The sequence below is a fragment of the Flavobacterium salmonis genome (assembly GCF_903819435.1).
Taxonomy (GTDB): domain Bacteria; phylum Bacteroidota; class Bacteroidia; order Flavobacteriales; family Flavobacteriaceae; genus Flavobacterium; species Flavobacterium chungangense.
In genome coordinates this window covers 299,460-323,854 of record NZ_CAIJDP010000089.1, presented here as the reverse complement: position 1 = coordinate 323,854, position 24,395 = coordinate 299,460, and the positions used below count along the sequence as shown (strand labels likewise).

15 protein-coding genes are annotated in these 24,395 nt (G+C 33.5%); 1 reads left to right on the top strand and 14 read right to left on the bottom strand.

Annotation, left to right across the window (positions count from 1 at the left end; all coding sequences use genetic code 11):
* Positions 1-7: 7 nt before the first annotated feature.
* The gene (locus tag FLACHUCJ7_RS23495) at positions 8-829 is read right to left on the bottom strand and encodes a polysaccharide deacetylase family protein (RefSeq protein WP_180910747.1); all 822 of its coding nucleotides are present in this window, start codon (positions 827-829) and stop codon (positions 8-10) included.
* A gap of 161 nt (positions 830-990) precedes the next feature.
* Between FLACHUCJ7_RS23495 and FLACHUCJ7_RS23490 the strand changes: the two genes are divergently transcribed.
* Positions 991-2,022, top strand: coding sequence for a LacI family DNA-binding transcriptional regulator (locus tag FLACHUCJ7_RS23490; RefSeq protein WP_078229481.1), 1,032 nt, complete (start codon positions 991-993; stop codon positions 2,020-2,022).
* Between the two features lie 590 nt (positions 2,023-2,612).
* On the opposite strand, the gene FLACHUCJ7_RS23485 is transcribed toward FLACHUCJ7_RS23490, so the two are convergent.
* The 13 genes from FLACHUCJ7_RS23485 to FLACHUCJ7_RS23425 form a co-directional block, all read right to left on the bottom strand.
* Entirely contained in the window at positions 2,613-3,617 is a 1,005-nt protein-coding gene (locus FLACHUCJ7_RS23485) for an FAD:protein FMN transferase (RefSeq protein ID WP_180910746.1), read from the bottom strand.
* A gap of 13 nt (positions 3,618-3,630) precedes the next feature.
* Entirely contained in the window at positions 3,631-5,814 is a 2,184-nt protein-coding gene (locus FLACHUCJ7_RS23480; RefSeq protein WP_180910745.1) for a PepSY domain-containing protein, read from the bottom strand.
* Positions 5,815-5,841: 27 nt separating this feature from the next.
* Positions 5,842-6,324 (bottom strand): DUF2271 domain-containing protein, encoded by a 483-nt coding sequence (locus FLACHUCJ7_RS23475; RefSeq protein ID WP_180910744.1) that lies wholly within the window; start codon positions 6,322-6,324, stop codon positions 5,842-5,844.
* 59 nt (positions 6,325-6,383) lie between these two features.
* Positions 6,384-7,892, bottom strand: coding sequence for an ankyrin repeat domain-containing protein (locus FLACHUCJ7_RS23470; protein WP_180910743.1), 1,509 nt, complete (start codon positions 7,890-7,892; stop codon positions 6,384-6,386).
* A gap of 442 nt (positions 7,893-8,334) precedes the next feature.
* Positions 8,335-9,573: an eCIS core domain-containing protein gene (locus tag FLACHUCJ7_RS23465; RefSeq protein WP_180910742.1), complete on the bottom strand. Its 1,239-nt coding sequence runs from the start codon at positions 9,571-9,573 to the stop codon at positions 8,335-8,337.
* Between the two features lie 12 nt (positions 9,574-9,585).
* Positions 9,586-11,592, bottom strand: coding sequence for an eCIS core domain-containing protein (locus tag FLACHUCJ7_RS23460; RefSeq protein ID WP_219634160.1), 2,007 nt, complete (start codon positions 11,590-11,592; stop codon positions 9,586-9,588).
* A gap of 18 nt (positions 11,593-11,610) precedes the next feature.
* Positions 11,611-12,168 carry a hypothetical protein gene (locus FLACHUCJ7_RS23455; RefSeq protein WP_180910741.1) on the bottom strand — a complete coding sequence of 186 codons (558 nt, stop codon included), beginning with the start codon at positions 12,166-12,168 and terminating at the stop codon, positions 11,611-11,613.
* Position 12,169: 1 nt separating this feature from the next.
* Positions 12,170-13,537, bottom strand: a complete 1,368-nt coding sequence (locus tag FLACHUCJ7_RS23450; RefSeq protein WP_180910740.1) for an ATP-binding protein — start codon at positions 13,535-13,537, stop codon at positions 12,170-12,172.
* Positions 13,527-14,450 carry a hypothetical protein gene (locus FLACHUCJ7_RS23445; RefSeq protein ID WP_078229473.1) on the bottom strand — a complete coding sequence of 308 codons (924 nt, stop codon included), beginning with the start codon at positions 14,448-14,450 and terminating at the stop codon, positions 13,527-13,529. Before FLACHUCJ7_RS23445 ends, FLACHUCJ7_RS23450 begins: the two co-directional genes overlap by 11 nt.
* 63 nt (positions 14,451-14,513) lie before the next feature.
* Positions 14,514-15,341, bottom strand: coding sequence for a hypothetical protein (locus tag FLACHUCJ7_RS23440; protein ID WP_180910739.1), 828 nt, complete (start codon positions 15,339-15,341; stop codon positions 14,514-14,516).
* Positions 15,342-15,351: 10 nt separating this feature from the next.
* Positions 15,352-17,874, bottom strand: coding sequence for a synaptonemal complex protein 1 (locus tag FLACHUCJ7_RS23435; protein ID WP_180910738.1), 2,523 nt, complete (start codon positions 17,872-17,874; stop codon positions 15,352-15,354).
* Between the two features lie 53 nt (positions 17,875-17,927).
* The gene (locus FLACHUCJ7_RS23430; protein WP_180910737.1) at positions 17,928-21,629 is read right to left on the bottom strand and encodes a contractile injection system tape measure protein; all 3,702 of its coding nucleotides are present in this window, start codon (positions 21,627-21,629) and stop codon (positions 17,928-17,930) included.
* Complete coding sequence (locus tag FLACHUCJ7_RS23425) at positions 21,616-24,387, bottom strand: hypothetical protein (RefSeq protein ID WP_180910736.1); 2,772 nt, start codon at positions 24,385-24,387, stop codon at positions 21,616-21,618. The genes FLACHUCJ7_RS23430 and FLACHUCJ7_RS23425 overlap by 14 nt, the downstream gene beginning before the upstream one ends.
* Positions 24,388-24,395 lie beyond the last annotated feature (8 nt).

Genomic DNA, 24,395 nt, shown 5'->3' with positions numbered 1-24,395 from the left:
CAAAATTTTAATTTACTTTAATACATTTCGCCACATCAACCATTGTCGCAACCCAAATATCTTTTTTTCTTTTCTTTAAATATTCCAGTAATTTTCGGTGTTCTTCCAAATCGATATTCAGAGAATGTTCGCCGCCTACACCGTGAAACAGAAAAACAATAAAAGAGCCCTTTTTTTCAGCTTCTTCAACCTGAGCTATCATTTGTTCGGCTGTGCTTCCGTTTTGAACAAAGGAATTTACATTAGAAAGATCAACTTCTTTCTTGTTTAAATAACCGGCTGCAACTCCCCGTGCAGCAACAAAATCATTTTTTAAAAAATTATAATACAATGTATCATTAATGGTCAAATCTCCGCAAGGATAGGCAAAAGTACGTTCGTTTTTGCCGTCAATAGCTTTTAGTAAAGTATTTGTAATTCTGGTTTCATTAACTGCCCTTGCAACCGTATATTTGGATAAATCAGCTTCAGCTGTTACAAATTCTCTTCCGGGTAAATTTCCGTCACACGGATGGTTTAACGTATGATTACCAAGTTCATGTCCTTGTTTTGCTGCGGTTCTCCATGCTTCAATTCTCTGTGAAACAACAGGGGAAGAGCCTATCAGATAAAAAGTCCCTTTAAACTGATACGAGTTAAGCATTGGGATGACTTTGTCAAGATGAATATTTAAGGCGTCATCATATGTCAGTACAACAGCACATTTTTTACCATTCCAGTTTGTGTTTTGTGTCTGGGCAAAAACGGCAGCAGAAAACAGATAAACAATTACGGCAGCTATTATGTTTTTGAGATTCTGGTTTAATAGTTTACAAGGAAAAGTGGTCATGTTAGTTAGCTTTTATTTAGAAGGTTTCAATTATTCTGACCAGAAATATATGAAAAAATATTCAGGCAAAATGACAAATGGTATTGTTTTATTTCTTCGGTTTTTAGAAGATTGCATCAGATAGAAAATAGCTATATTTACACTTATTTATTATTTATTTTATGGAAGAAAATAAACATGTAACGATATACGATATTGCTGAAAAGTTAAATTTAGCAACATCAACTATTTCCAGGGCTTTAAAAGACCATCACACGATTAGTGATAAAACAATAAAAAAGGTTAAAAAAACTGCCGAAGAAATGGGTTTTGTGCCTAATACTTTAGCAGCAAGTCTAAGAGGAAATAAAACCAAAACCATAGGCGTTTTGATTCCGACAGTTACCCAGCCCTTCCTGTCATCATTAATCAGCGGAATTGAAATTGCCGCCCAAAAATCCGGTTATACGGTTATCATTATGCAGTCGCATGACTCTTCTGAAGAGGAAGTAAATATGGCCAAATCTTTATACAGCAATCGTGTTAGCGGTGTTATTTGTTCGCTAGCTATGGAAACCAGGGATACATCACACTTTTTGCAATTTTCAAACAATAATATTCCCCTTGTTTTTGTCGACAGGGTTCCTAAAGATTTCAATACATTCAGGGTCATAATTGATAATTATTCAGCAGGTTATAAAGCAACGAAACATCTTATTGATCAGGGCTGTACCAGAATTGCACATTTGACCGCTGGATCAGAATTTGGTAATTTATATAATGAAAGGAGAAGAGGTTATATCGAAGCTTTAAGAGATCATAATTTACCTATGGACGAGGAACTGATAGTCAATTTAAAGTCAGTTACATATGAAGACGGAGTAAAGGCAAGCAATAAATTATTTGATTTGAATCCAATTCCCGATGGTATTTTTGCAGCTGGAGATATTATTGCTGTAAGTGCTGTTCAGACGGCTAAAAAAAGAGGAATTAAAGTTCCGGAGGATGTTGCTGTTATTGGCTTTAATAATGATCCAATTTCGCAAATTATTGATCCAAATTTGTCAACCATAACACATCCTGCAGAAAAAATGGGTAAGGCCGCTGCCGAAATTATTATTAAAAACCTAAAATCTTCTAATAGTGATGAGGTTAAAGAAATCACTTTTTTAAATACGGAGGTTTTGGCACGCGAGTCTTCGAATAGAAAGTAGTTATTTAATCTTATTTCTAATTGGAATTGAATTTTTTATTTCAGAGAGTACAACTTTTAGACAATCACAAAGTGAAAGAAAAATATTTAAGAAATCTTGTTTATAGTTTGATAATCATAAATATTTGGACTTTGTACTGTTTATTCAGTTCATATGAAAAACAGGTTTTCTACGGATTTATGCTTCAGAAATATTTTTTAAAAAGTGTTGCCGCGGCTGTTTTTTTTGGAACGTCAATAATTGTTTTGAGATTAATTTTGTACAAGTTGGTTAGGTTTCAAAACATATTGAAAAGTAACTTTGTTTATTCCTTTTTAGGTGTATTAAATCTTTGGCTTTTTGCAATTTGGTTGATAGTAATATTTATGAGAGTTAATACTTTCGGTTTTTTCGATTCATTCGAAATATTAATATTTACATCTCCTTTATTGATTTCGACATTCATATTTACAGACTTGTATATTTATAGACTTGTATATTTTTAAGAAAGTTGTATTATAACTGTTGTTAACAGCAACCTTTATCAAAATCTCTAAATCAACTGCCAGCCATCTTGATCAATCACTTAATTATGAAAAGATATGTGATAATTACAATTTAGCTTTGAATTTAGCAACTTTAAAATTCTTAGACTTAATTACTTTTCCGTTATCAGTAATCATTAAACAACTGTAATCCGGGAATTTTTGAAGTAAAAGCACCCCATCATCTTTGCCCAAAACCATTATCGAAGTACTTAATCCGTTGGCAGTTTCAGCATTGGGACCAAAAACAGTAACACTGCATAAACCAGTTGCAGGATAGCCAGTTGCGGGATTTATAATGTGAGAATATCGTTTGCCGTTAAAAACAACATATTTTTCATAATTGCCTGATGTGGTTACAGCACCCTCATTCAAAGGAACAACCGCCAAAAGTTTTTCAGGTTTAAAAGGGTTTGTAATTCCGATTTTCCAGTCTTCGCCGTTGGGCTGCTTTCCCCAGGTACTCATATCACCGGATCCGTTTATGATTCCGGCTTTTATTCCTTTTGCGACCATCATGGTTCGGCATTTATCTGTTGCGTATCCTTCACCCAGAGCGCCAAATCCAATTTTCATTCCTTTTAGCTTTAAGAAAATAGTCGATTGAAGACTGTCTAACACAATGTTTTTAAAGCCAACTTTGGCTACCGATTTTTTTATGGCTTCCGCCGAAGGCATTTCGGTCATGGAACCGTCAAACTTCCAGATTCTGTCCATGGCAGCAAAACTGATGTCGAAACCACCATTGGTTATTTCAGAGAACCGGATGGCTCTTTGTGTCAATTCAAAAACTTCCCGATCCACTTTAACGGGTTTGATCCCCGCATTCTGATTCACCTCAGAAACCTGCGAATCCGGTTTCCAGTCTGAAATCAGGTTTTCAATCCGGCTGATTTCTGCAATTACTTCATTTATATTTTGTTCTGCTGTAATAGAATCATTGGCAACAATACTAATATCAAAACGTCCGCCCATTAGCAAAGTAGTTCTTTTGCGCAATAGCTGAGAATACCCGGAGATGTTCCATAAAATTACAAAAGCAAGTACAATTTTATAATGAGATAACTTCATTGGTATAAAAATATTAATAACAGTCAGTTAATAATTGTCCGTTTTTCTTATAATCATAAAGGTTTTTGATGTTTCTTTCCAGGCATAATTCGTTTAAAATTGCTTCTACATCATTTTGCATTGCCAGCGAACCACAAATCATGATAACGCCGCCTTGTTGTAATAAATTAACAAAAAAGGAAGCATCACGTTTTATCAAATCCATCACGTAAATATGTTCTGCTTCCCGGGAAAGAGCCAGATGAAAACCTGCAAGTTTTTGTTTCTGAATCATTTCAGCTGAAAAATTTTTGTAACCCGTAACAGTTTCGGTTTCCATTCTGAAACCGCAATACAAATGAGTTTCTGTTTTTTTTCTGTTTTGCTCAATCATTCCAAGAAAAGGGGCAATTCCTGTTCCGTTTGAAATCAGAGCAACTTTTGGAGCTTTGGCAGGAAAATGAAAAGCATTATTATGTATGATTCGGGCTTTAATGATATTTCCTGCTTCAAGGTTATTTAAGAATTCGGAACCCAGTCCGTTTGGATGTAGTTTTACAACCAATTGTATGTTTCCGGAATGATTTCCAATAGAGTAGAGGCGTTCGCGTGAATCATTTGCAGGATAAATGGCAAGCAAATCTCCCGAACTGAATTTTGCCCGCATATTGGCCCGTAAGGTTAATATGAAAGTGTGTTCGGTTACGGTAACTTTTGTTTTGTCTAAAACCATTAGTTTTTGAAGTCCTTTTGGAACATGGTTATATAAGGAAGGTGTCGTGGCTAAAGGAATTCCGGTTTTTTCGCTCCATAATTTCACCCAGTTTACAAACTCAACAGCCGATTTGTCATTAACCGTCTGCAATTCAAGAAAACGTTCTGTCCAGTTTTGGATTTCCAGAAGCTGATCGGCTTCTACTGCAAACTTGCAAAAATCAGGATATGATTTTGACCCAAAACCGATTACGGAAAAATTGATTTTCTGTTTTTGTTTCTGCTTGTGCAAAAGAGATTTAAATTGAGTTCCGTTTGAAGGCGGATCTCCTAAACCATGCGTAGAAGAAAAGATAATGATATGTTCTGCCTTTGGATAAACAGAAAAACGGTTTAGTTCGGTTATAAAAGCTTTGTGTCCCTGATCTGTAAGTTGCTTCAAAATAGCATTGGCAAACCTGAAAGAGCTCCCGTTTTCAGAACCTACTAATAGAATGATGCTGCTCTCATTCGCTTTGAATTTATTTTTTATTAAACCAGATCTTCGTTTTAAAGTAATTGCAAATCCTGAATAAACAAAGAAAAGAATATTGATGCAGGCAATAGCCAGAATAATAGCCCATACGGCATTGATTCTTCCGGTATGAACATCAAGGCTCAACGCTGCTAACTGAACTGTTACAGGAGAACATTTTTCAGAAACAACTGTGCCGCTAACCTGATTTACTTCAATTTCACGATCTTTTAATTCGATAATGTAATATTCTTCAGGGTCATCCGTAAAAGGAAATTCTATTTTTTTTACGTCTGATAAAAGTGTATTTTTAAAGATTGAAGTTTTTTTGACTTCCGAAGAAAGTTCGGTATTTACAGGTTTGACTTTTTTATTGCCCATAAAAAAGTTGAATCTTTCCAGAGAAAGATACATTCCGGTAAGTGCAATAATAAAAATCGGAATCAAAGCCAGTCTTCCAAAAACAACATGGTAATACTGAGCAAAATATTCTTTGATTACTTTCGAAAAAAAGTTGCGGATTCCTCTTTGTCTTTTTAAAACAAGCACAAAACCCGAAATTGAAATCAGAAACAATAAAAACGAAATTACACCAACAAAAAATCGTCCCGCTTCATGAAGAAACAAGGAACGATGAAAACCGGTAACCCATTGAATAAATTCGCTTTTTTTTAAAGGCGTGCCTAATGTCTTACCGGTTTTGGGATCGATATATGCGTTGATGTCATTTCCATCCTCATCGATTGCCTGCAATGTTACAAACTGGTTGTAATCGATACTCAATTCTGTAATTTCAGGATATGCTTTTTTTAATATTGGCAGTGTTTCGCCTAAAGTTAACTGGTCAAAATTAGCTGCTTTGTACGGCAATGTTTTTTCCTGCGCCGCATCGATTGCCAGAATGATTCCGGTTACCGAAGCCAAAATTAGAAATACAGAGGAAAATAGGGCCAAAGCGAGGTGTGCGTAACGCCAGAAAGAAAGAGTCATTGCGTGTATTCTAGAAATATAATCGTATTAAATTTTGTTCAGTCTTACGTATCTGATATAACCTTTACCTTCTGTTTTTTCAGCGAGACCTTCAGTTGTAAGTGGAATTTCAAGATCGTTTACGTAATATTTCTGGTCTTCAACTGCCGATTCAAATCGTAATTTGTATCCTTTGTTTATTTTAGAATTTTCAATTTCAATAGTAGTAATACTGCGGTCTCCACCAGTTACAGAAGCTCCGGTTTTAGCACTGATATCGTCTGTTTTTTGAGCTGTATAAAACTTGTTCCATTCCTTCAATGATTTGTACCATTTTTTGTCATCTCCCATCACATAAAGCGTTTTTTCGTAATCTCCTTTAGCATTAATTAGTGATACGACTATATAGGCGCCTTCTCCCATATAATTTGACATTTGGAGCATGCATTTGTATTTGCCCGACTGTGCATTTATATTGAAAGAAACAAGACATATAAGAACGGCTGTAAGGGCAATTTTAATAGATTTCATTTGAAATTGATTTATTTTATTGGAATTTGGAATTTAAAAAATTGAAATTTAATGATTGTTTACTTTAAAAATTCAACAGAAACATTGCTTTTAGTAAGTGATTCATTTTCTTTTGCCAAAGCGTAAGCAGTTTCGTCAAATTCAGTTGTTACGTCTTTTTTTGCACCAACAGAAATAAGATATTTTAATATAGTATCATCTTTGGCAACCATTGCTGCTTTATGCAAAGCCGTTAAACCGTCTTTATTTTTAGTATTAATGTCGATATTTAAATCTGCAATTTTTTTCAGTAATGTTAAATCGTTTTTTATGACAGCTAAATGGTATAGTGTGTTTCCGTCTTTTTGCGGAGTTGTCAGGTTTAGTCCTTTATCCTGTAATAATTTTATTTTGGCAGCTAACGGATCTTGTTTTGCGGAAGCTCCATCACCAGCACGTCCCATCATTTGAGGACGGTAAGATTGTATTAGATAAAAACCAAGGTTGTTTCCGTCTTTGTCTAAAACTTTGGTATCAGCTCCTTTACTTAAAAGAATCTCAACAGCACCCGGAGTTCCTGTTTTAACCGCTAATGTTAAGGCAGATTCTCCCTTTAAATTCTGTGTATTGATGTTTTTTGTATTTGGCAATAATTGTTCCAATGCAGTTGTTTCTCTGGCAGAAGCAGTGATCATTAAAGGAGTATTTCCTTCATTGTCAGCTTTGTTACTATTTACTCCTTTTGCTATAAAGTAATTGATAATTTCTGTCTGGTTGGGTTTATTTGCCAGAAAATGAAGTACAGTTTGTCCTTCTTTATTTGTAGCTGTTGGTTTTATTTTTAAATCTTCGATAAGATATTTATAGGTATCAATTGTGTTGGTTTCCCTGCGTGAACCTTGTGCTGCAATTAGTAGTGCATTGTCTGTATATTTTACGCCTTTTTCTAATAGTGTTTTTAAAAGTGAAATATTTCCGGTTCTGGCTGCATAATCAAAAGCAGTATTACCATCATTATCAACATCTTTAAGTGATAATCCTTTTGTAATAAAGTAATTCGAGATGGAAAGATTTTTGTCATACGGTATTGCCATAAGCAACAGGTTTGTACCATCTTTGTATTTTTTCTTTGGATCTATACCTGCTTTAAAAAAAGCTTCGTATACTTCTGTATTGTTTTGGCCAGCGCTTGCTGCTGCTGTAACAGGAAAGCTGCCATGGCTGTCTTCTAAATTAATATCAGAACCTTTTGCAATGAGGTATTTTACGATTTCAGCATTTCCTTTTCCGGCAGCCCAGTGAAGATAAATTCGGTTATCGTGTGTGGGTTTGTTTACTTCATTCCCTGGTTGTTCCAATAAAAATTTAATTATTTCTGTTGGAGCATCATTATTAATCGCTATAACAACCACATCAAAAGCATTTGAAGTAGAGGCAGATGGACTGTTGCCTTTTGCTATTTCTGCTTTAACAGCGCTTACATCCGGAGAAGTTTTCCAGAAAGATTGCTCTAATAATGTGTTTTTTTGCTGGGCATTTACGAATAAAGAAGCCACTAAGGCAAAAGAAAGAAAAAGGTTATTTTTCATAAATTTTATATAAGGTTTTTTGCCAATTGGGAATAATACGCCTGTTAGATACTTTTATTCTCAAAAGGTTTAAATTTAGCTGTGTTTTTTATTTAATTATTTAGAATAAATAAAAATAGCGCAAATATAAAAATAAAAAATATAATATCAATGTTTATTTGGTTTTAAAAAGTGGGGTTTTGAGTGACAAATTGTAAAGAAAATGTTTTAGCAACGCTAATTTTAAGATTTACCTGATGCATAAAATATACATTTAACTGTATGAATTTTGTAAAAGCCTCATCACTAATAAAATTAAAACATACTAATTGCCTCTTTCATTTTTGTGGATACAGAAATAATTTCTGTGCTATCTTTGTGTTGATATTTTATCGAGGTAGTTATTCATAACAATTAAGGTTTGAAAAACAAATATAAAGTATGGCCACCTTTTCTTTACAAATTATTTTCCATGCATATTATCGTGATCTAATCGTGCAACAGGATCTCCCATTTTTGCGGTTATTCTCCAAGAAGGAAAGTTTGTGCGTAATTCGAGAATAGCAGCTTTTAGTTTTTCCTTTAGTAAAGGACTTTCTCCAAAAACAACTATTTTAAATTGACGAACTGTTGGTATCCATTCCATAATTATTTCAACGGACTGACCAGTTTCTTCATGAGCCCTAACAGTAACATTGTTTAAATCACCCTGAATAACGTTCATTTTTTTTGTTACTTTTTCTAGTATCTGTTTTTTAATCCAAGCTTCAATTAGTTTTCCCTCTGTTTGTTTGTGTTTTGATGGAATTTTTGATTTATCTCCAAAATGTGTTAGTTTATCTTCGTAAATTTTTTTGCGCCCGAAACGCAGCCTGTCAAATTCTGCTAAATCGTTTTTTTTATCTTTTTGCATTAAGCGTACTCCCTCATGTGTAGGGTCTTCAGAATCGCTATCTGAATCAGTAAAAACGTCTTCTTCATCTATAACATTAGCACTAGCGTTTAAAAGGGGTGTAGCTCCTAACTCCAACCATTGTCCATGTGTTCTGGCATTTTCTTTGCCTGCATATAGAGAAAAACGATCACCTCCTTGTTCAATTATGTAAAACATTTTATGATTACTTTGATTATAATACCATCTCACACCTTTAATAGGAATGTCCCATTTTAAAAGCGGACCTTTATTGCTAATCCATTTTGGTTGAATGTTTGCCGTATTTATTGTTTTTAACTGTCTGTTTTTTTGTTTTTCTTCAAATATTTTCATTTGCAATGCTTTTGCTCCCATCACATCAGCCTCATTCTCCAATACTTTATCATCATTTACATTTACCTTACCTCTCATCTGCAAAGTAGGTTTTACCCTTCCTTGTTTTTGCTGAACAACATGCCAGGCTTCATGTGCCAGATGTTTTTCCTGTCCTGAAGCAACATGAATATCCGTACCTTGAGCGTAGGCGTGAGCATTGAGTTGTGCAGGTTTATTGGAGTTATAATGTACCTTCACATCATCCATGGAATGACCGGAAAGATTTTCAATTCCTGATTTTAGATTATCGGGAAGGCCAGTGTTATTCTTTTTTCTTTGTAAAATGGAAGCTGGGCGATTGTCTTGCAGTTCTATTGCTTTATTTTGAATAATTTTGCCAGTGTCACTACTGGCAGAATATTTTGTTGTATTATTATTTTGATAATATTTCATAATTTTCAAAACTTATTTTTTTAAATGATCCCAACTTTGTTTAGAGTGCACCAGCGGATCCATCCCATCACTCCTTGGTAAGTCCATTCGTTCTAAAAAGTTTATGAGTTCATTTTCTTCACCTTCACTCGCAATTTTTTTATAAAATGCCCGCCAGCCCATAATATTTGCTAATTGACTTGAATCTCCCAGTTGCACATACCATTCATGTTCTTTTCTTGTGGGATCTGTTACACGATCTCGTCTCGCAGTATCAAATGTTCCTGTTTCATGTTGGGTGATTCCTTTCAGATAGTATCTGATTTTGGTATATATTTCAAAATATTTATCTTCATTAGAGATACCTGGAGTTGTACTTTGACTTTGTCCCTGCATAATAAATTGCCATGTATGATCAAGGTTTTTAAATTTAGATCCTCCTATACCGCTTATTTCTCTTTCCCTGACAGATGCGGCAAAATGTTCCAGTGTTACCCAGTCTGTACCTGATTGCAGTATTTTTGTTGCATAATGAAAAGCACCTTCTTGTCCTGCATTATAATTTTTTAACTGATGCGCATTTTGAGAAGTAAGTTTGTTGCCAAGTAACGTAGAAGCTTGTACATCGCAGGCCCTGAAAAGTACCAGATTATCTGGAGAAAATAAATTTTGGATAATTTCTAAATTAAAATTGTACTGATGAAATGGCATCATATCTACAGGCTGGTTGGGAAAAACACTGATTAATGTACTTAAATTATCCCGAATAGAATAAACAATTTGATTTATTAAATTTGGATTATCGCGATCTTCTTCATCAAACCAGGTTTCAAGTAATGTCTGTTTAGCTGTAATTAGTTTGGCCTTTGTTAAATTAGTCTCATAAAGCGGATGATCGACTGTTCTAATTAATTCTAAACCAACATGAGCAAGGTTTTTAGAATCTTCATAAAAATCTCCTTTATTTGCGATTTCGCTATTAAATACTTTTTTAAAGAGATTTAGAGAAGTTATCAGTTCGTATAAAGAACCTATAATTGCTGAAACTACTGGTTTTGATAGACCAATATTCTCAATTTTATGTTTAGCAGAATTTAAAATTAATTGTCTATAGGCTTTAATGTGCGGTAAGACATTATGCTCATATTGCAATTGAACATTTTCTGTTTTTTTTGATTCAAAAAAATCTTCTTTTATATCTTTTCTTTTAATTTGTTCCTTTCTTCCTTCGTCTACCAATCGATTAGTTTTATATCGAAGCCCGGCTTTTAGCATATTTTTACCGAATAATTTTTCTTTTGCACGACCAAAAATTTCTAAAGGCGAATTCTCGATCATAGTATTCATTACAGGAAAAGCCTGTGTGTGCTCCACATAAAAATCATGATTAGGACTGCCCATACCAGTAAGCATATTTCCATTATTTGATTGGGAATAAATTCTATTGTTTTCAGGCGCTTTCTTAATGGAATAACGCTGAATTGGTAAATGATTAGGAGTTGTGTTTTTTGCACCAGATAATATAACACTATTATTATGAAAACTTGATTTCATTTGTAACGCCTTCGCGCCCATGACATCAGCTTCTTTTTCTAAACCTTTATCATTATTTACACTCACTTTTTCCTTCATTTGCAAGGTGGGCTTTACCCGTCCTTGTTTTTGCTGTACGACATGCCATGCTTCGTGAGGTAAATGTTTTTCCTGTCCTGAGGCAACATGAATATTCGTTCCCTGAGCATACGCATGAGCGTTGAGTTGTGCAGGTTTATCAGAGTTGTAATGTACTTTTACATCACCCATAGAATGTCCTGAGAGGTTTTCTATTCCTGATTTTAGATTATCGGGCAAACCGGTATTATTTTTTTTTCTTTGAATAGGTGTAAAGCCCGATTCCTGATTTGTAGTCTTTTCAGAAAGTTTTTGCTGAATGGCAGAACTTTTCCGATTATCTTTTAACTGCACGGAACTACTTTCGCGATTTATATTCGCGGCAGATACTTCTGTCTTATTATCGGATATTTTTTTCTGATGTTGCATCTTTTCAGAATTTATAGTTTAATCATTCAGTAATGTCATATCCACAGGTCCAATTGCTCCCGAATAATCAATAGCCGAACAAAATGGATGATTTCGAATAAACAATTTTAAATCTTCAAGCTCGCGATTATAATAGGGCAGTACTACTTTTTTTCCTGTAATGAGAAGTACCAAATGTTCATTTTTTAAGGGCTGTAATTTAAATAATGGCCTTCTGATAGTATAAAAAGTGCTATCCTCTTCATCAGCAATAAAATCATTTTCATAGCTGTTTTGTATTTGTTTCTTGTGTATTTTGAGCAAAAAATGAATATGAATTTCTATTTTTTTCAGCAGGTTATCAAATGTTTTTTCATTGGTTTTTAAAATCAGATAAACCGTTTTGGATGTAATCAGATAACCTTTAATTATAAAATCCTTGTTTTTAGTGCAATGATTTAAGGTCATTGCAATTATAATGTTTACATAATTTAAATCGAATTTTTTGCTCCAGTTTCCTATCCTAAGCTCTATTTTATGTTCGTGTAAACGCTTTTCGATAGTTATGGAGATAGATTTGTCGTTTACCTTTTTCATATCAACTCATTTGTGAAACACTAAGTGTTCGGTTCTCTTTTTTAAATTCACGTCTGATACCTTCTAGCAAATCCTGATTACTAACAATAGTTTCCTTTTTCTGAATTGCTTTTAAAGCACAATACCTCAATACATTAATAATAGCTCCTCCCGCCAGTTCATATTGTTCTGCAATATTTTCGATATCAATATCAGGATCCAATTTGCATTTTCCTGAAAAGGCATTTTTCCATAATAGCATGCGTTCTTCTGGGGTTGGCATTGTAAAATGAATCATAGATTGAAATCTTCTCGAAAATGCTTCATCCATATTTTCCTTTAAATTTGATGCTAATATGACAACCCCGGGAAAGTCCTCAATTCTTTGTAATAAATAACCTGTTTGCTGGTTGGCATGCCTGTCGTTTGATGATGACGCACTGGTTCTTTTACCAAAAAGTGCATCTGCTTCGTCAAAAAATAAAATCCAGTCTTTATGCTGGGCAACGTCAAATATTTTAGAAAGGTTTTTTTCTGTTTCTCCGATATATTTTGATACAATCATCGAAAGATCAACTCTATATACTTCCCGATTAGTACTTTTTCCTAATAAGGTAGCAGTTAGTGTTTTTCCAGTTCCCGGGGGTCCGTAAAAAAGCGTTCGATAACCGGGTTTAATTTTGCTTTCAAGCCCCCATTCGTTCATAAGTGTTGATCCATGTTTTAGCCATGCATCAATTTCCAGAACTTGTTCCATGACGTGATCTTCTAAAACTAAGTCTGACCAATCCATTTTAGTAAAAATTTGTTGAGCAGGAAATGAAACACTATGCTCTAATTTGGGTAATGTACCCGTTATAAAATACTGCAGCCAGCGTTCGTTAATCGAGATTACCTGATTTAAAAGTGGTGTATTGGATTCTGTGGCTTCTAAAATTAAAACCTGTTCTTTCAAAAGAATATTTGATGGGTTAAGAACATTCAGCATTTCAATTCTTAATTCAGGATTAACAGCTGTAATTAAAAAGGAAAAGGTTTGACCGGTTGGTAAAAATCCGCTGTGAATTTTGTTTACAACTCCTCCAAATTCAGTAAAACCACGATCGTACATGGCATTTTTACTAAAGAAAATATCTAATGCTTCGGGCTTTATCTGAGGGGCAATTATTAAAGCAAGACAAAGTCGCTCAAATTGATTTAAATCCCACTCCTTTAGTTTTTTATAATAAGCAGTATTTTCTGCATCTTCATCTGTTTCAGGAAATGGAATGTCCATCCAATGATTTTCATGACCTTCCTGAAGCAAGTAACTACAGATTACCTGATCAATTACTTTTTGAAGCCAGTCTATTTCTTTGTATAAAATGACACTATTTTGTTTAGCTTCCATACCCTTCAAATAGTTTTTCGACATCATCTAAATTGGTATCTGTCCATTTAAAATATAATAATGCATTATTCGGATTTAATTCATTGGCTTGTAACATATCCAAAAAATGACTTTGTGCATTTTGCATGATTATTTGTGAACTTAAGGCAATATCATTATGAAAGTTTGAATCAAAAAAAGTATCTGTCCACTCGCTTGAATTATAGGTTTTATGTAAAAAATCACTAATAAAATAAGCCAGTTTATCATCTTGGACAACTAGTTTTTTTGCCTTGAAATAAGCTGGCTTTCTTTTGGTTTCACGATGGTAATAATCAATATCCTTAGATTGTATTGTTTTGGTATTATCATGTCCGAATATATCAACTAATCCAAAGTTTTCAGAATCACTTGCTAATTCCAGTTCAGCATTTGCTTCACCTGCAACAGCCAGAGTAGTGCTTGCAGCTGTAGCACTTTCTGTCACAATATAAAGTTCCCGAAAAGAGAATAAGGTTTGCGTAAGTTTTATAATTAATTGCTGTTGAATATCATTCCAATTCTCAATTTTCATGGATTCGGGTTCTGCAGCCCTAAAAATGAAACTTCCTTTATTTGTAAAAGCGAGTATCTGTTTGCTGAATTCAAATTGTCCTTCAATAGCACTATTACCAAAACCTCTTCCTGAATAGGGTTTTGAGATGCCATCACTAAAACTCCAGCTTGATGGATTTAGTTTAATTACAGGGCTTAAACTAACTTCATCCGGAGACAGAATACCGTTGCGATATAAATTCCCCAAAAGGGTAATCGTACCATTTTTAATTTGGAAATAATCGCCAGGAAACAGGTTTTTATTTAATGGTTTAGTAGGTAGAAATCCACCTGTTTTTAAGTAAAAATGCCTGTAATAATTTTTATAAATTAAATCCATAAAACTAAAAATTAGGTGGTTAAATGCCCACTGAATCTTTGATTGAAACAGTGGACTTTTTTATTAAGAAGCCAAAGCAGCAGCGTTTGCAGCAGCCAAAGCAGCCTGTAACGATTTAAGTTCAACCTGAGCTTTATTTAAGTTGATATTTGCTACATTCAATTGTCTTGTCGTTTCATCATTTGCTTTATTTGCTTCAAGATAATTGGCTTTTGCTTCATCATTTGCTTTGTATATCAAGGCTTGTACGGAATTATTACCCTCTAAAATAAAGGTATCTTGCGGGTCTTTTTTTCCGGTTAGGGTCAAATAAAGGTTTAGAGCCTGTTTTTGTTCAAGAGCTGTAGAAGCCTCAGATTCAAGAGATAATGATTGTGCAGCAAATATTGATTTTAAAGCAACCAGTGTAAGTGCGATTGCATTATTAGAATCTGTACCGGCAGCATTTATTTTGGTTATCAAATCATCTGATATAAGCGGGTTTAATGATTTTTTGCGAATAACAAGATTGGATAGTTTATTAATAATCTCTACAGAATAGATAAGCTTATTAATTAACACCGTTACTTCTTTTGCAACTTCTCCTGTAGCCTCGTTTGCCACAGTCATTTTTGAAAAGGCAATTTCGGAATTCTGAAACAAATCTAATCCGTTCTGAACCACCTGGTCTACAAGTTCTTTGTTGCTTTTTGCCTGAGTTCTCGAACTTTCAGCATCCAGTAAATATCCTTGATATTTTATTGATTTTTGATTTAAGGAAGCAACAACCGTTGATTGTTGATCTACAACTGCCTGGGCATCTGTTACCTGAGAGTTTAATAAATCGATATCAGATTTTTTCTTTTCGGTAATTCCATATCGCTTTGGATTTGAATTTAGTATAGTGTCCATATTTTAGGATTTAATTGATTAGTATTTTTTGGTTATTAGCAATTGAAAAAGTAAAACTTTCTTCATTTTCCCAATCGGATAAATTGTTATTATACTGTTTTCTGTTCGTTTCACTTCCTTTGTAATAAGACAGAATTACCGGAATGTACAGTCTGTTGTCTATTAGTGAATTACCAAAATTATCTGTCGTAGCAGGATCAATTTTTACCTCATAAACCAGCGGATCGTTTGAAGTAGGGGCAGCAACAGTATAATTGCCCGAAGGAACGTTTTCGGCTAATTTTTGATTAAAGAAAAAAGCTTTTGTATTTTTAATTTCAGCAGTTTTTTGGGAATACATTTTTTCAAGTCCAATATACAAATGGTTCAATTTGGTCAGTGCGATTTCAAGTTTTGAATTAGTTTCTATCTCAACCAGGTTGTAACTATTTGATTGATTTTTAGTGTTTTCTATTTCATTATTCAATTTTTCTTTATTAGATGAGTCAGGAGATTCCTGTTTCTTATTCAGTGGCTTATCCAGTTGGTCTTTGGGGTCCTTATTTTTATCTTTAATAGATTCTAATTCGGTTTCGTACTGCGTAATTTCATTTTCAACTGTTTCTATTTCTTTCTTTAAAATAGTTTCCTGAATAGATTCTTCAAAGTTGTCAAGGTCATTTTTTGTAAAGTCTTTTTCTTTATAAGGCAAAAACATACATCTGTATTCTGTAATTGACTTATCATCTTTATTCACGGCAAAGTTTACAGCAAAAGGCGATAGCGTTGGCAAACCTATTTTTGTAGTATCCTTTTTTTCAGGTTCTTGTACAATGTTAATGTCTTTTACCGCATTTACTGTTTTCTTTAAACTAAAAGTTTCAGATGGAGCTGATAGATAATCATCGTAAGTATTTATTCCTTTTTTATATTCGTCTGTAAATACAGTAAGAAGAAAGATGACATATTTTTCTCCTAAAACGATCACTTCGTTATCTGTATCCACTAAATCTAAAATGTTAATGGTTTTAAAAACATCTTTTTTTTCTTTAAAAGCAGCTTCAGCAGTTTTCAGATTTGTTTCATTAGTAGCAACTAATTTTTGCGCTTCTAATAATTCATTTTCAGCTTTTGCGGCATTTGTATTTTCAGCTTTTAAATTATCTGTCGCTACTTTCTGAAAGTCAATTGCTTCTGTTTCGGTAAGTGTGGCAATATTTAGGGATCGCTCAATTGTATCCTGATCTCTGGCAGCCTGTGCTGAAGTTTTGGCAAGATCCTTATCGTCAGGATTTTTTTTGGCTGCTTCTGCTGCTTTTGCTGTATTTTGTTTAGCAGTTTCTAATTCTTTTGTAAGTCTGGTAATGTTGTTTTTCGTATTGTTAACAGCAGTATCAGCATCACTTTTTTCTTTGGTTGCTAATGCCAAAGCAACATTGGCTTTACTTAAATTATCTTTTGCTTCAATGGCTTTTTGTTGGGATGCTCTTAGATTATTGATTGCCTGAAAGCGGGTTTTATAATTAGAAAGGATTGTTTTACTTGTTGATAAATCTGTTTTGACAGCAGTACCATCAGAAGGAAGTATCTGGATATGCTGAAGCGGATTAATCAATAATTCTTCAGCAGCTGATGCAGAAAAAAAAGATTTTTTACTGTCCTTAACCAAAAATAAATTGTAGCTTTTGACAGGGTTATCTAATCCAAGCTGTGGCGTATTTGTTCCTTTTTCATCTGTTTTAAAAGGTGCCTTAAAATAGTTAAAAGAAACTTCATAAGAATTATTATAAATCTTAGGAACATTGACTCTTAAATTGTAATTAAGACTTTTGTTATTAAGGAGATAAGCTACTTTTGCAGCTTCTAACTCTACTTTGTTAGATTCAATGATTCCCTGAGCTGCTTTTGTATTTACGCTGGCAGCCGCTTTTGCATCATTATCGGCAGCAACAATTGCTGCTGTAGTTGTAAAATTTGTACTGGATACCTGCAAAAGATTGCTAATTGAAGTATCCGTAGCTTTTGCCTTATCCTGTACTGTAGATGATGAGACTTCTGCAATAGCTGCAGAAGCTTCCATAGCATGCTGAGAAGCGACTTCTGCAAGATAAGCCGTTCTGTTCATCAAATTGTAAGCTTCGATACTTTGCTGATAAATTTGAGTACCGTAATCCGCCGCATTAATAATACTAAAAATGCTTCCCATATCACTTGCCAGTCGTACAATTGCATTAGTAGCAATTTGAATGTTGGCCGCACTAACAGCCCCATTGCTTACAGATTGCAAAGTATTTGTGTTTTGCTGGGTAGCCGACATTACAATATTGGTAGAAATATTTTTGGTTTTAACCGCTTGCTCCTTAACCGTCTGAGCCTGATTGTATTTTTTTGTAGCCAATTCTAGTTTGTTATCGGTAACGATTTCTGCACCTTCGGCATAATAAAGTGTAAACATGGATGAATTTAATTGTGAATCCAATTTTTTCTGATTCATCTCCTGGCTTTCTAATGATGCCAATACACTGGAATGTAAATTTTCGCTGTAGCTGTTCATAATTGATTTTTTAATTGATTAATTTTTTATTTTAAGAGATTGTATTTATAGTTTTAATAAGGCCAGTTAACATGCAATGGTTTGTCCATCCAGGCATATTTTATAATTGAAAAAGCAAAAGGTGATTTGTTGATCAGTACATCATAGGCTTTCTTGTCTACTGTAAGTTCCCATCTGTCTTCAAGTTCTGTCAGGATTCCGTCGCGTACAAGCCAGTTTCCTCTAAAACCATCTACTGAACAATCGCCAATTGCATCCCAGTAAGAAATAGCAGCCAAGATTAAACTGTTGATTAATGTTTTATTTTCTTCGGGAATTTCGATTTCGTCCGGTATGGCATGCATCATCGATAATCCGCACAATACCTTGTTTAGGGGTAAATATGCTTCTTCTGTTTTTGTTAATCCTGTAACTACATATTGCAGGTATTGAGAAGCGCGAATCTGATTTTCTATACTGGTAAATTCGTTATCAGCTACCAATTTAAGCCTCTCAAAAAGCATAATGATATAGCTGTTTAAGATTACGATTCCGGCGTTTCTGACAGCAATACCCTCCCGAATAGGGGCTTTTGTTTTTTTACTGATGCTTATTCGTTCCATTTTTTCAAGTATTTCAATATTTTTTGAGATTAGAGCAGTTTGTTTTTCGGCATTGCTTACTGCTCTAAAACTAAGTTGTAAAGACAGTGGAAATAGGTGAATGTGTTTTTCAATGTCGATCAGGAAGGTTTTTTTTGTAATTCCTTTTTGGGTTACCACTTCCCAGATTAATTCATTCCAGATTTTATCAATCGAAATGAGCTTCCAGTTATCATTTGCTGCGGCTTTGAGCAGTTTTCTTAATAACAGTATTTGTATTTCTTTTGAGGCTATTCCTTTAATCGCAACGGTTCCTAAAACGGAGTGGAATTTTTTTAGGATTCTCAGATAAGACTCTCTGTTTTTATCTAATTGACCAATTGAGCTGCATAAATTGTCAAAATCAATAGTACGGCTAAGCCAGTCTAATTGCGCTTCGGCAACGAATTCATTTTTGATTATTCCGAAAAATATTTTAGGATGGTTTACTACAATTTCACCGAGTAATTCCTTAATGTCAAATGTTCCGGAAATACTTAAGGCAACAGGAATTTGTTTTTGACGGATGATGAGTGAGAACCACTCCTGTTTTTCTTTTTCTGAAAGGTTTTTACCTGCAAACAAAATTTTGCTTTTAGTTTTATTCTTCAAAGGCAATGTATCCTCAGGCAGATTTCTCATGCTAGGATTTTCTATAAAAGAGGGGAGGGCCTTATTTTTTAAATCTATTTTATGAAGACGTTTTATCTCCTCTATAAGCTGATTTTGATTATTGCTACTATTGGTTTCCAGGTAAACGTTGAGCGCATTTTGCAGCATTTTTTGAAACAGGATTTCATTTCCTTTATAGGCAGAATATTTTAAAATCGTTATCCAGAACAATTCATTTAATCCAGAACAAATTTCTGTTTTTGAAAGTGTTGTGATTTTTTTAGTCAATAGGGCAGATTGTTCTGCTATCCAGTGTTTTTTTAAAGATGTACTGTTCTTTAAAAAATAATGCATAAGGATTTTACTTTCTTTTTCGTCCTTTTTTCGTAATAAAATAAATTTAGGATCATCAAAATTCAGAATCAGCAAATGAGATAATTCAGAGTGGGATTGTTGAGATGTGCTCTGTATCAAAAGTGCTAGTTCTATAACGTCTATGGCGCTGTTGTTTCTCAATTGATTAAAAAAAGTATTTTTGACTGCGACTCCAAAAGACTTTATTTTTTTAGAAAGCAATAGTTTGGTTATAAACTGAAAGTAATTTTTACGATGTGTATGGGTTACTTTTTGGGATAACTGAAGAATAATGGTTTCCAGGAACAGCGATGAATTATGTTCCGGATGAAGAAATATTTCCTGTATACCAAACAACAGCAAATCATTAGTAAGAAGCTCTTCAGGAAAATCGTATTTTTCTTTGGCATTTAAGATTTCGTATACCATCTGAATCGTTTCTACCAGTTTTGTTTTTTTATAGTTGGCAGTTTTAACCAATAGTTTCAATAATTCACGGTTAAGAACCAATGGAAGTATTTTTTTTAGCAAATCTTTATTGCCATACGAAAGCATTACTTCGAAAGCCATTTTGGGATGCAGCGTGATGTTTTTGATAAGTGATCTTTGCAGGTCTGTAAAAAGCTCTTTTTGGGCTGATTTTTTTTGTAATTGGATTTCGAGTTTTGATAGTAAGTTTTTGAAATGAGTGGCAGGATAACTCGAATTATTACGGGTTATTTCACTGCAATAAATAGCATTGAGGCTGTTGTAAATTATTTCAGAATTATGATTTTTTACATCAGAAGGAATTCTGGAACTGGTAAACGATTCTAATAAATGTTCCGGATCAAGATTATTCTTCTTACTTAATTCTGTAATGCAGTGGAGTATAAATGTACTATGATTTACATTTTTATTTTTTATCAGAAAAACAATTGAGATTTGCCATAAGGTCTTGCTGTTTGTTTTCAACTTAAGGGTGCTGCTTAATTTGTTCAGACAAATTATAGTATCCAGATGCAACGATGATGAAGCTGTATCGAAGTTAGAAAACAATAATCTGAGAGCTGTTTCATTTAGATCCTGAATCAGTAAAATAAGAGCATTATCGTTATGTAAAGCTTTATTTATGAGTGTGCTAAATTTTGTTGGATTCTCATTGCTCAGCGCAACAATCAATTCATTCAAATCGTTTTTATTGGTATTTGTTTTTTCTTTAATTGTATTGTTTAGCAATTGTTCGAAAATATCCCAGTAATCTTCGTTTTTTTCAGGCTGATAAGGGTCTTTTTTTTGAGATTCAAATTCCTGTGTAAGTGTTTTTAGCGAAACAATAAAATCATTGTCCTGACTGGTTTTATCAGAAAGTTTTATAATCGTGTTTTCAATCAGCAAAATAAGTTCAGTATACGAAATATTGTAATGATTTGCCATTTGAAGAATACTGCTTTTCATAAACGCCAGTTTATTAAAAAGAGTTCCTCGCTCCAGCAGCAGAAAATTGAATATAAAAAACCAAAGATTTTTTTTGAAATTGATGGCACTGGTCTGAATAATAGTTTCTTTTACCTTAAGTTTCGTCATAACTGAGGTGAATTCAACTATAGTATTGCTATTATTGGGTTCAAGTGCAGCGATTATTTTGGTTATATTACTTTCGTTAAATTGCCAGGCGATTCTTTTTCTTACCTGTTCATGGGTAATTCCTGCTTTTTTGATGATAATACTAACCTCGGCTAAATTATTCTGAAGTAATTCGGCCAATATTTCGTTAATAGATCCTTCTTTGTTTTGGTAATTCCATGGCAAATAGCCTTCCATCAAAAAAACAATAAGATTCTCCAGGATCGATTTTTCTTTGTTGTAAACCGAAATCAGGTTTTTCTTCTGATGATTTTGGTAGATAATCATTTCAGCAATTTTTTCCTTCAGCTGATTTCGAATTTTGGTGCTTAAATCAAACTCAAGATCATCATAATCGCACGGGCCAAGGTTTAATTCCAGCGATTCAATTCTCCAGCTTTGTTCAGGCGGACAAAGCTCATTAAATATATTAGCGACTTCTCTGGGTAAAGCGATTTTGCTCCACGAACTCAAACGGTCCTGAAGTTTGTATCCTTCATTTTTTTGATCAAAAGTAGTGTCCCACTTTAGGCTTGATACAATATGGCGGTTAATTTCTTCCATTTTTTGCTTCTAAAATTGAGGTTAAACTGCTTATGAGATTCATTGCAGACTCAACAGGATTTATGGTCACTGTTTTATCTGAGTTATCTGTTGAAGGATACTCTGAATCATTTCTAATCGGAAGTAATTCATCTTTGTATCGTAAACTTTCATACCAGTAGAGATAATCCGGAATAAATCCTTCTAATTGCTGACTGGTTAAAAAGAGACATTCATAGTTAACATTCACCGGAAGATTGATTTTAAGAAACTGTTTTAAGCGTTTTTTAAATTCAGCAGTATGAAACGGATGAATAAAATTTGGGAATATCAGGAAAATGCTCTTTTTAAAAATTTTAGAATCAAGAGTTACTTTTCCATTTCCTGATGAAATCGTTATCCGGAAAGAATAATTGGACAGTGCCGTTTTTACATAATCGCTTTGATTTTCGATAGTTTCATTTCCGGGAGTGAAAAAATATTTTACATCAGCAAACAATAAAAAATTTTGCTGTAACTGCACATCTAACGTAGTTTGATCTGTACTGTTTAAAACATAATTCAGATTGGTTACCGTTTGAAAATCAATGTTTTCAATACTGTAAGAAGCATAATTTACCTGATTTGCTTTTATTATTTCGAGATTAAATTTTAATTGATTTAAAAAAAGTACCGATTCCAAAAGCACACTTCCGTTTCTTTTTTCTGTAAACCATAATGCTTCACGTATCGTTTTGAAAGCATTACTATCCGATTGATTTTCAGAGTTATTTTTTAAAATATCAAGTTTGCTTGTAATGAAATTAGAATATATATTTCTTAACCCGAAGAGTAAATTCAGTTTTAATTCAATTCCTGAAAAATTGTTGAAATCATTCAAATGTAATTTCTCTTTTTTATTGATTTTTTCAGATCTGAAGATGAAATCAGAAGTGTTTTCATTTATAAATTGAAAATTGTTTACCTTAATTTTTGGCAAATTTATATCCAGTTTACCATTAACTGGATTTGCTATTTTTGAGGCACTTAGAAAATTATATGCTTTTTGTCTGTTGTATGACAGCAGACCAAGATTTTGTAAATAAAGGCTTTTTAAAATTATTTGGTCTTTTCGTTTGTCTCCGGTATAAATCGTATCATCAATAATAGAATCAATGACCTTTGGAGATTCGCCGTGACGTGAAAGCAGGTGATCGAGTAATTTATTTCTTCGGTCAAGGCTTACATTTTCCTGTTCCATAAGCTTCATTAAACCAAATATGTATGGATTATAAGGATCCTGCTGATATTCAATCCAGCTTTTTTCTTTCAATTCTGCCTGAGATTCATTACCGTAGCTGTAATTAAACGTATTGCTGTCTTTTAATAAAGGCTGGATATGAGGAACTGTATATAGTGACTGATAATAATAGCTAGGCGAAAACATTTTGTAGGGTACGGGATATTCTAAATGCTTTTGCTCGTATTTATCTTTTACGGCATAAAAAGCTTCTTCATCTGAAGGGGTTCCACAAACAGAATTCTTAAAAGAAAAAAGTTTAGAAATATTAGCCAATTGCGAAAACTGATTAGCCAGTATTTGATCAAATAATGTCAAATATCCTTTTAACTGCCGTGATTGTGCCACCTGAACCGGTTTTGTCTCATCTTCGATCGTATCATCGCCAATATTGTATTGCGCCGGAAATGTATTTTGAATAGAATAATAGGTGTTAATATCCCTGAAGTAACTTTTAGGTAATTTTAAACCTGTACTATTGCTTATAATACTGGTTGTTTTTTCAAAATTATCAATGTTGGCCAATAACGGTCTAAAAGAATCAAAAGACAAATCTTTACCGTTACAGCTCAATATCAGGTTTTTATTTTGATAAGAGCCCAAAATATCAATTGACAAAATTTGATTTACTGTAGACTGAAGCAGAGCAACAGTTTTTTGTTCCTGATAAAGCTGTAAACCGGAAATGGAATCAACTCCAGCCACATATTCTATTACAGAAACTAAATCAACTGCCTGAATAGTATCTTTTTTATCAACTAAAGATTCTGTTATAATCCAGCCGTTTTCTAAATAAGGGCCATCATAAATTTCAGATGAAGTATATCCAGCAAGTTTTAAATTATCCGTACTTGTTTGTGCAATTTTAGAAAACACATAAGAACGGAGTGCAGCTTGCAGTTCCAGTAATACGGTATAGGGGTCAGCTTCTTTTTTGAGGTCTAATTTTCCTCCAATCCAGCAATTTACAGGCTGGAGTGCAATAGGGACATTAAATAGCTCTCCTAAATTTCGGCTTTTGTTGAGTAAATAAAATGCCGATTTACAAATATTTTTAATTTTATTGGGATTCGTAATTTCAGGATTTACATAAAGATAAACCTGATATACTTTATTAAAGGGAAAAATATTATTGTTATAGCAAATTATGGCAACATTATAGACCTCTTCGATACCATCAATCAAATATTTTTTATAATCATCAATTGTATACGGAGCAGTTGTAAGTATTTGATATGGTAAATAAAACTGGTTATTAATTTCGAGATCACCGTTTGCATCTGTTAAAATATCCGGAATACTAAAATCAGTACAATACCCCAATTCAGTGAGTGCATAACAAAACTGATCTAAAATAGTCATTCCCGGATCACTTGGGTTAAAGTTTGTCCATTCACTTCCAATATGTTTTTGGATATAACCAAGTGCTTCGTTTTTCAGAAAAGTGAAATCCTGATGCGGAGGAAGCGGTGTCTTTGTTATGTGATTGATTGTATCCATTTCTCAGA

Coding starts and splice junctions, on each gene's coding strand:
- FLACHUCJ7_RS23495 (WP_180910747.1), bottom strand. CDS start 829: ATGACCACTTTTCCTTGTAAACTATTAAACCAGAATCTCAAAAACATA.
- FLACHUCJ7_RS23490 (WP_078229481.1), top strand. CDS start 991: ATGGAAGAAAATAAACATGTAACGATATACGATATTGCTGAAAAGTTA.
- FLACHUCJ7_RS23485 (WP_180910746.1), bottom strand. CDS start 3,617: ATGAAGTTATCTCATTATAAAATTGTACTTGCTTTTGTAATTTTATGG.
- FLACHUCJ7_RS23480 (WP_180910745.1), bottom strand. CDS start 5,814: ATGACTCTTTCTTTCTGGCGTTACGCACACCTCGCTTTGGCCCTATTT.
- FLACHUCJ7_RS23475 (WP_180910744.1), bottom strand. CDS start 6,324: ATGAAATCTATTAAAATTGCCCTTACAGCCGTTCTTATATGTCTTGTT.
- FLACHUCJ7_RS23470 (WP_180910743.1), bottom strand. CDS start 7,892: ATGAAAAATAACCTTTTTCTTTCTTTTGCCTTAGTGGCTTCTTTATTC.
- FLACHUCJ7_RS23465 (WP_180910742.1), bottom strand. CDS start 9,573: ATGAAATATTATCAAAATAATAATACAACAAAATATTCTGCCAGTAGT.
- FLACHUCJ7_RS23460 (WP_219634160.1), bottom strand. CDS start 11,592: ATGCAACATCAGAAAAAAATATCCGATAATAAGACAGAAGTATCTGCC.
- FLACHUCJ7_RS23455 (WP_180910741.1), bottom strand. CDS start 12,168: ATGAAAAAGGTAAACGACAAATCTATCTCCATAACTATCGAAAAGCGT.
- FLACHUCJ7_RS23450 (WP_180910740.1), bottom strand. CDS start 13,537: ATGGAAGCTAAACAAAATAGTGTCATTTTATACAAAGAAATAGACTGG.
- FLACHUCJ7_RS23445 (WP_078229473.1), bottom strand. CDS start 14,450: ATGGATTTAATTTATAAAAATTATTACAGGCATTTTTACTTAAAAACA.
- FLACHUCJ7_RS23440 (WP_180910739.1), bottom strand. CDS start 15,341: ATGGACACTATACTAAATTCAAATCCAAAGCGATATGGAATTACCGAA.
- FLACHUCJ7_RS23435 (WP_180910738.1), bottom strand. CDS start 17,874: ATGAACAGCTACAGCGAAAATTTACATTCCAGTGTATTGGCATCATTA.
- FLACHUCJ7_RS23430 (WP_180910737.1), bottom strand. CDS start 21,629: ATGGAAGAAATTAACCGCCATATTGTATCAAGCCTAAAGTGGGACACT.
- FLACHUCJ7_RS23425 (WP_180910736.1), bottom strand. CDS start 24,387: ATGGATACAATCAATCACATAACAAAGACACCGCTTCCTCCGCATCAG.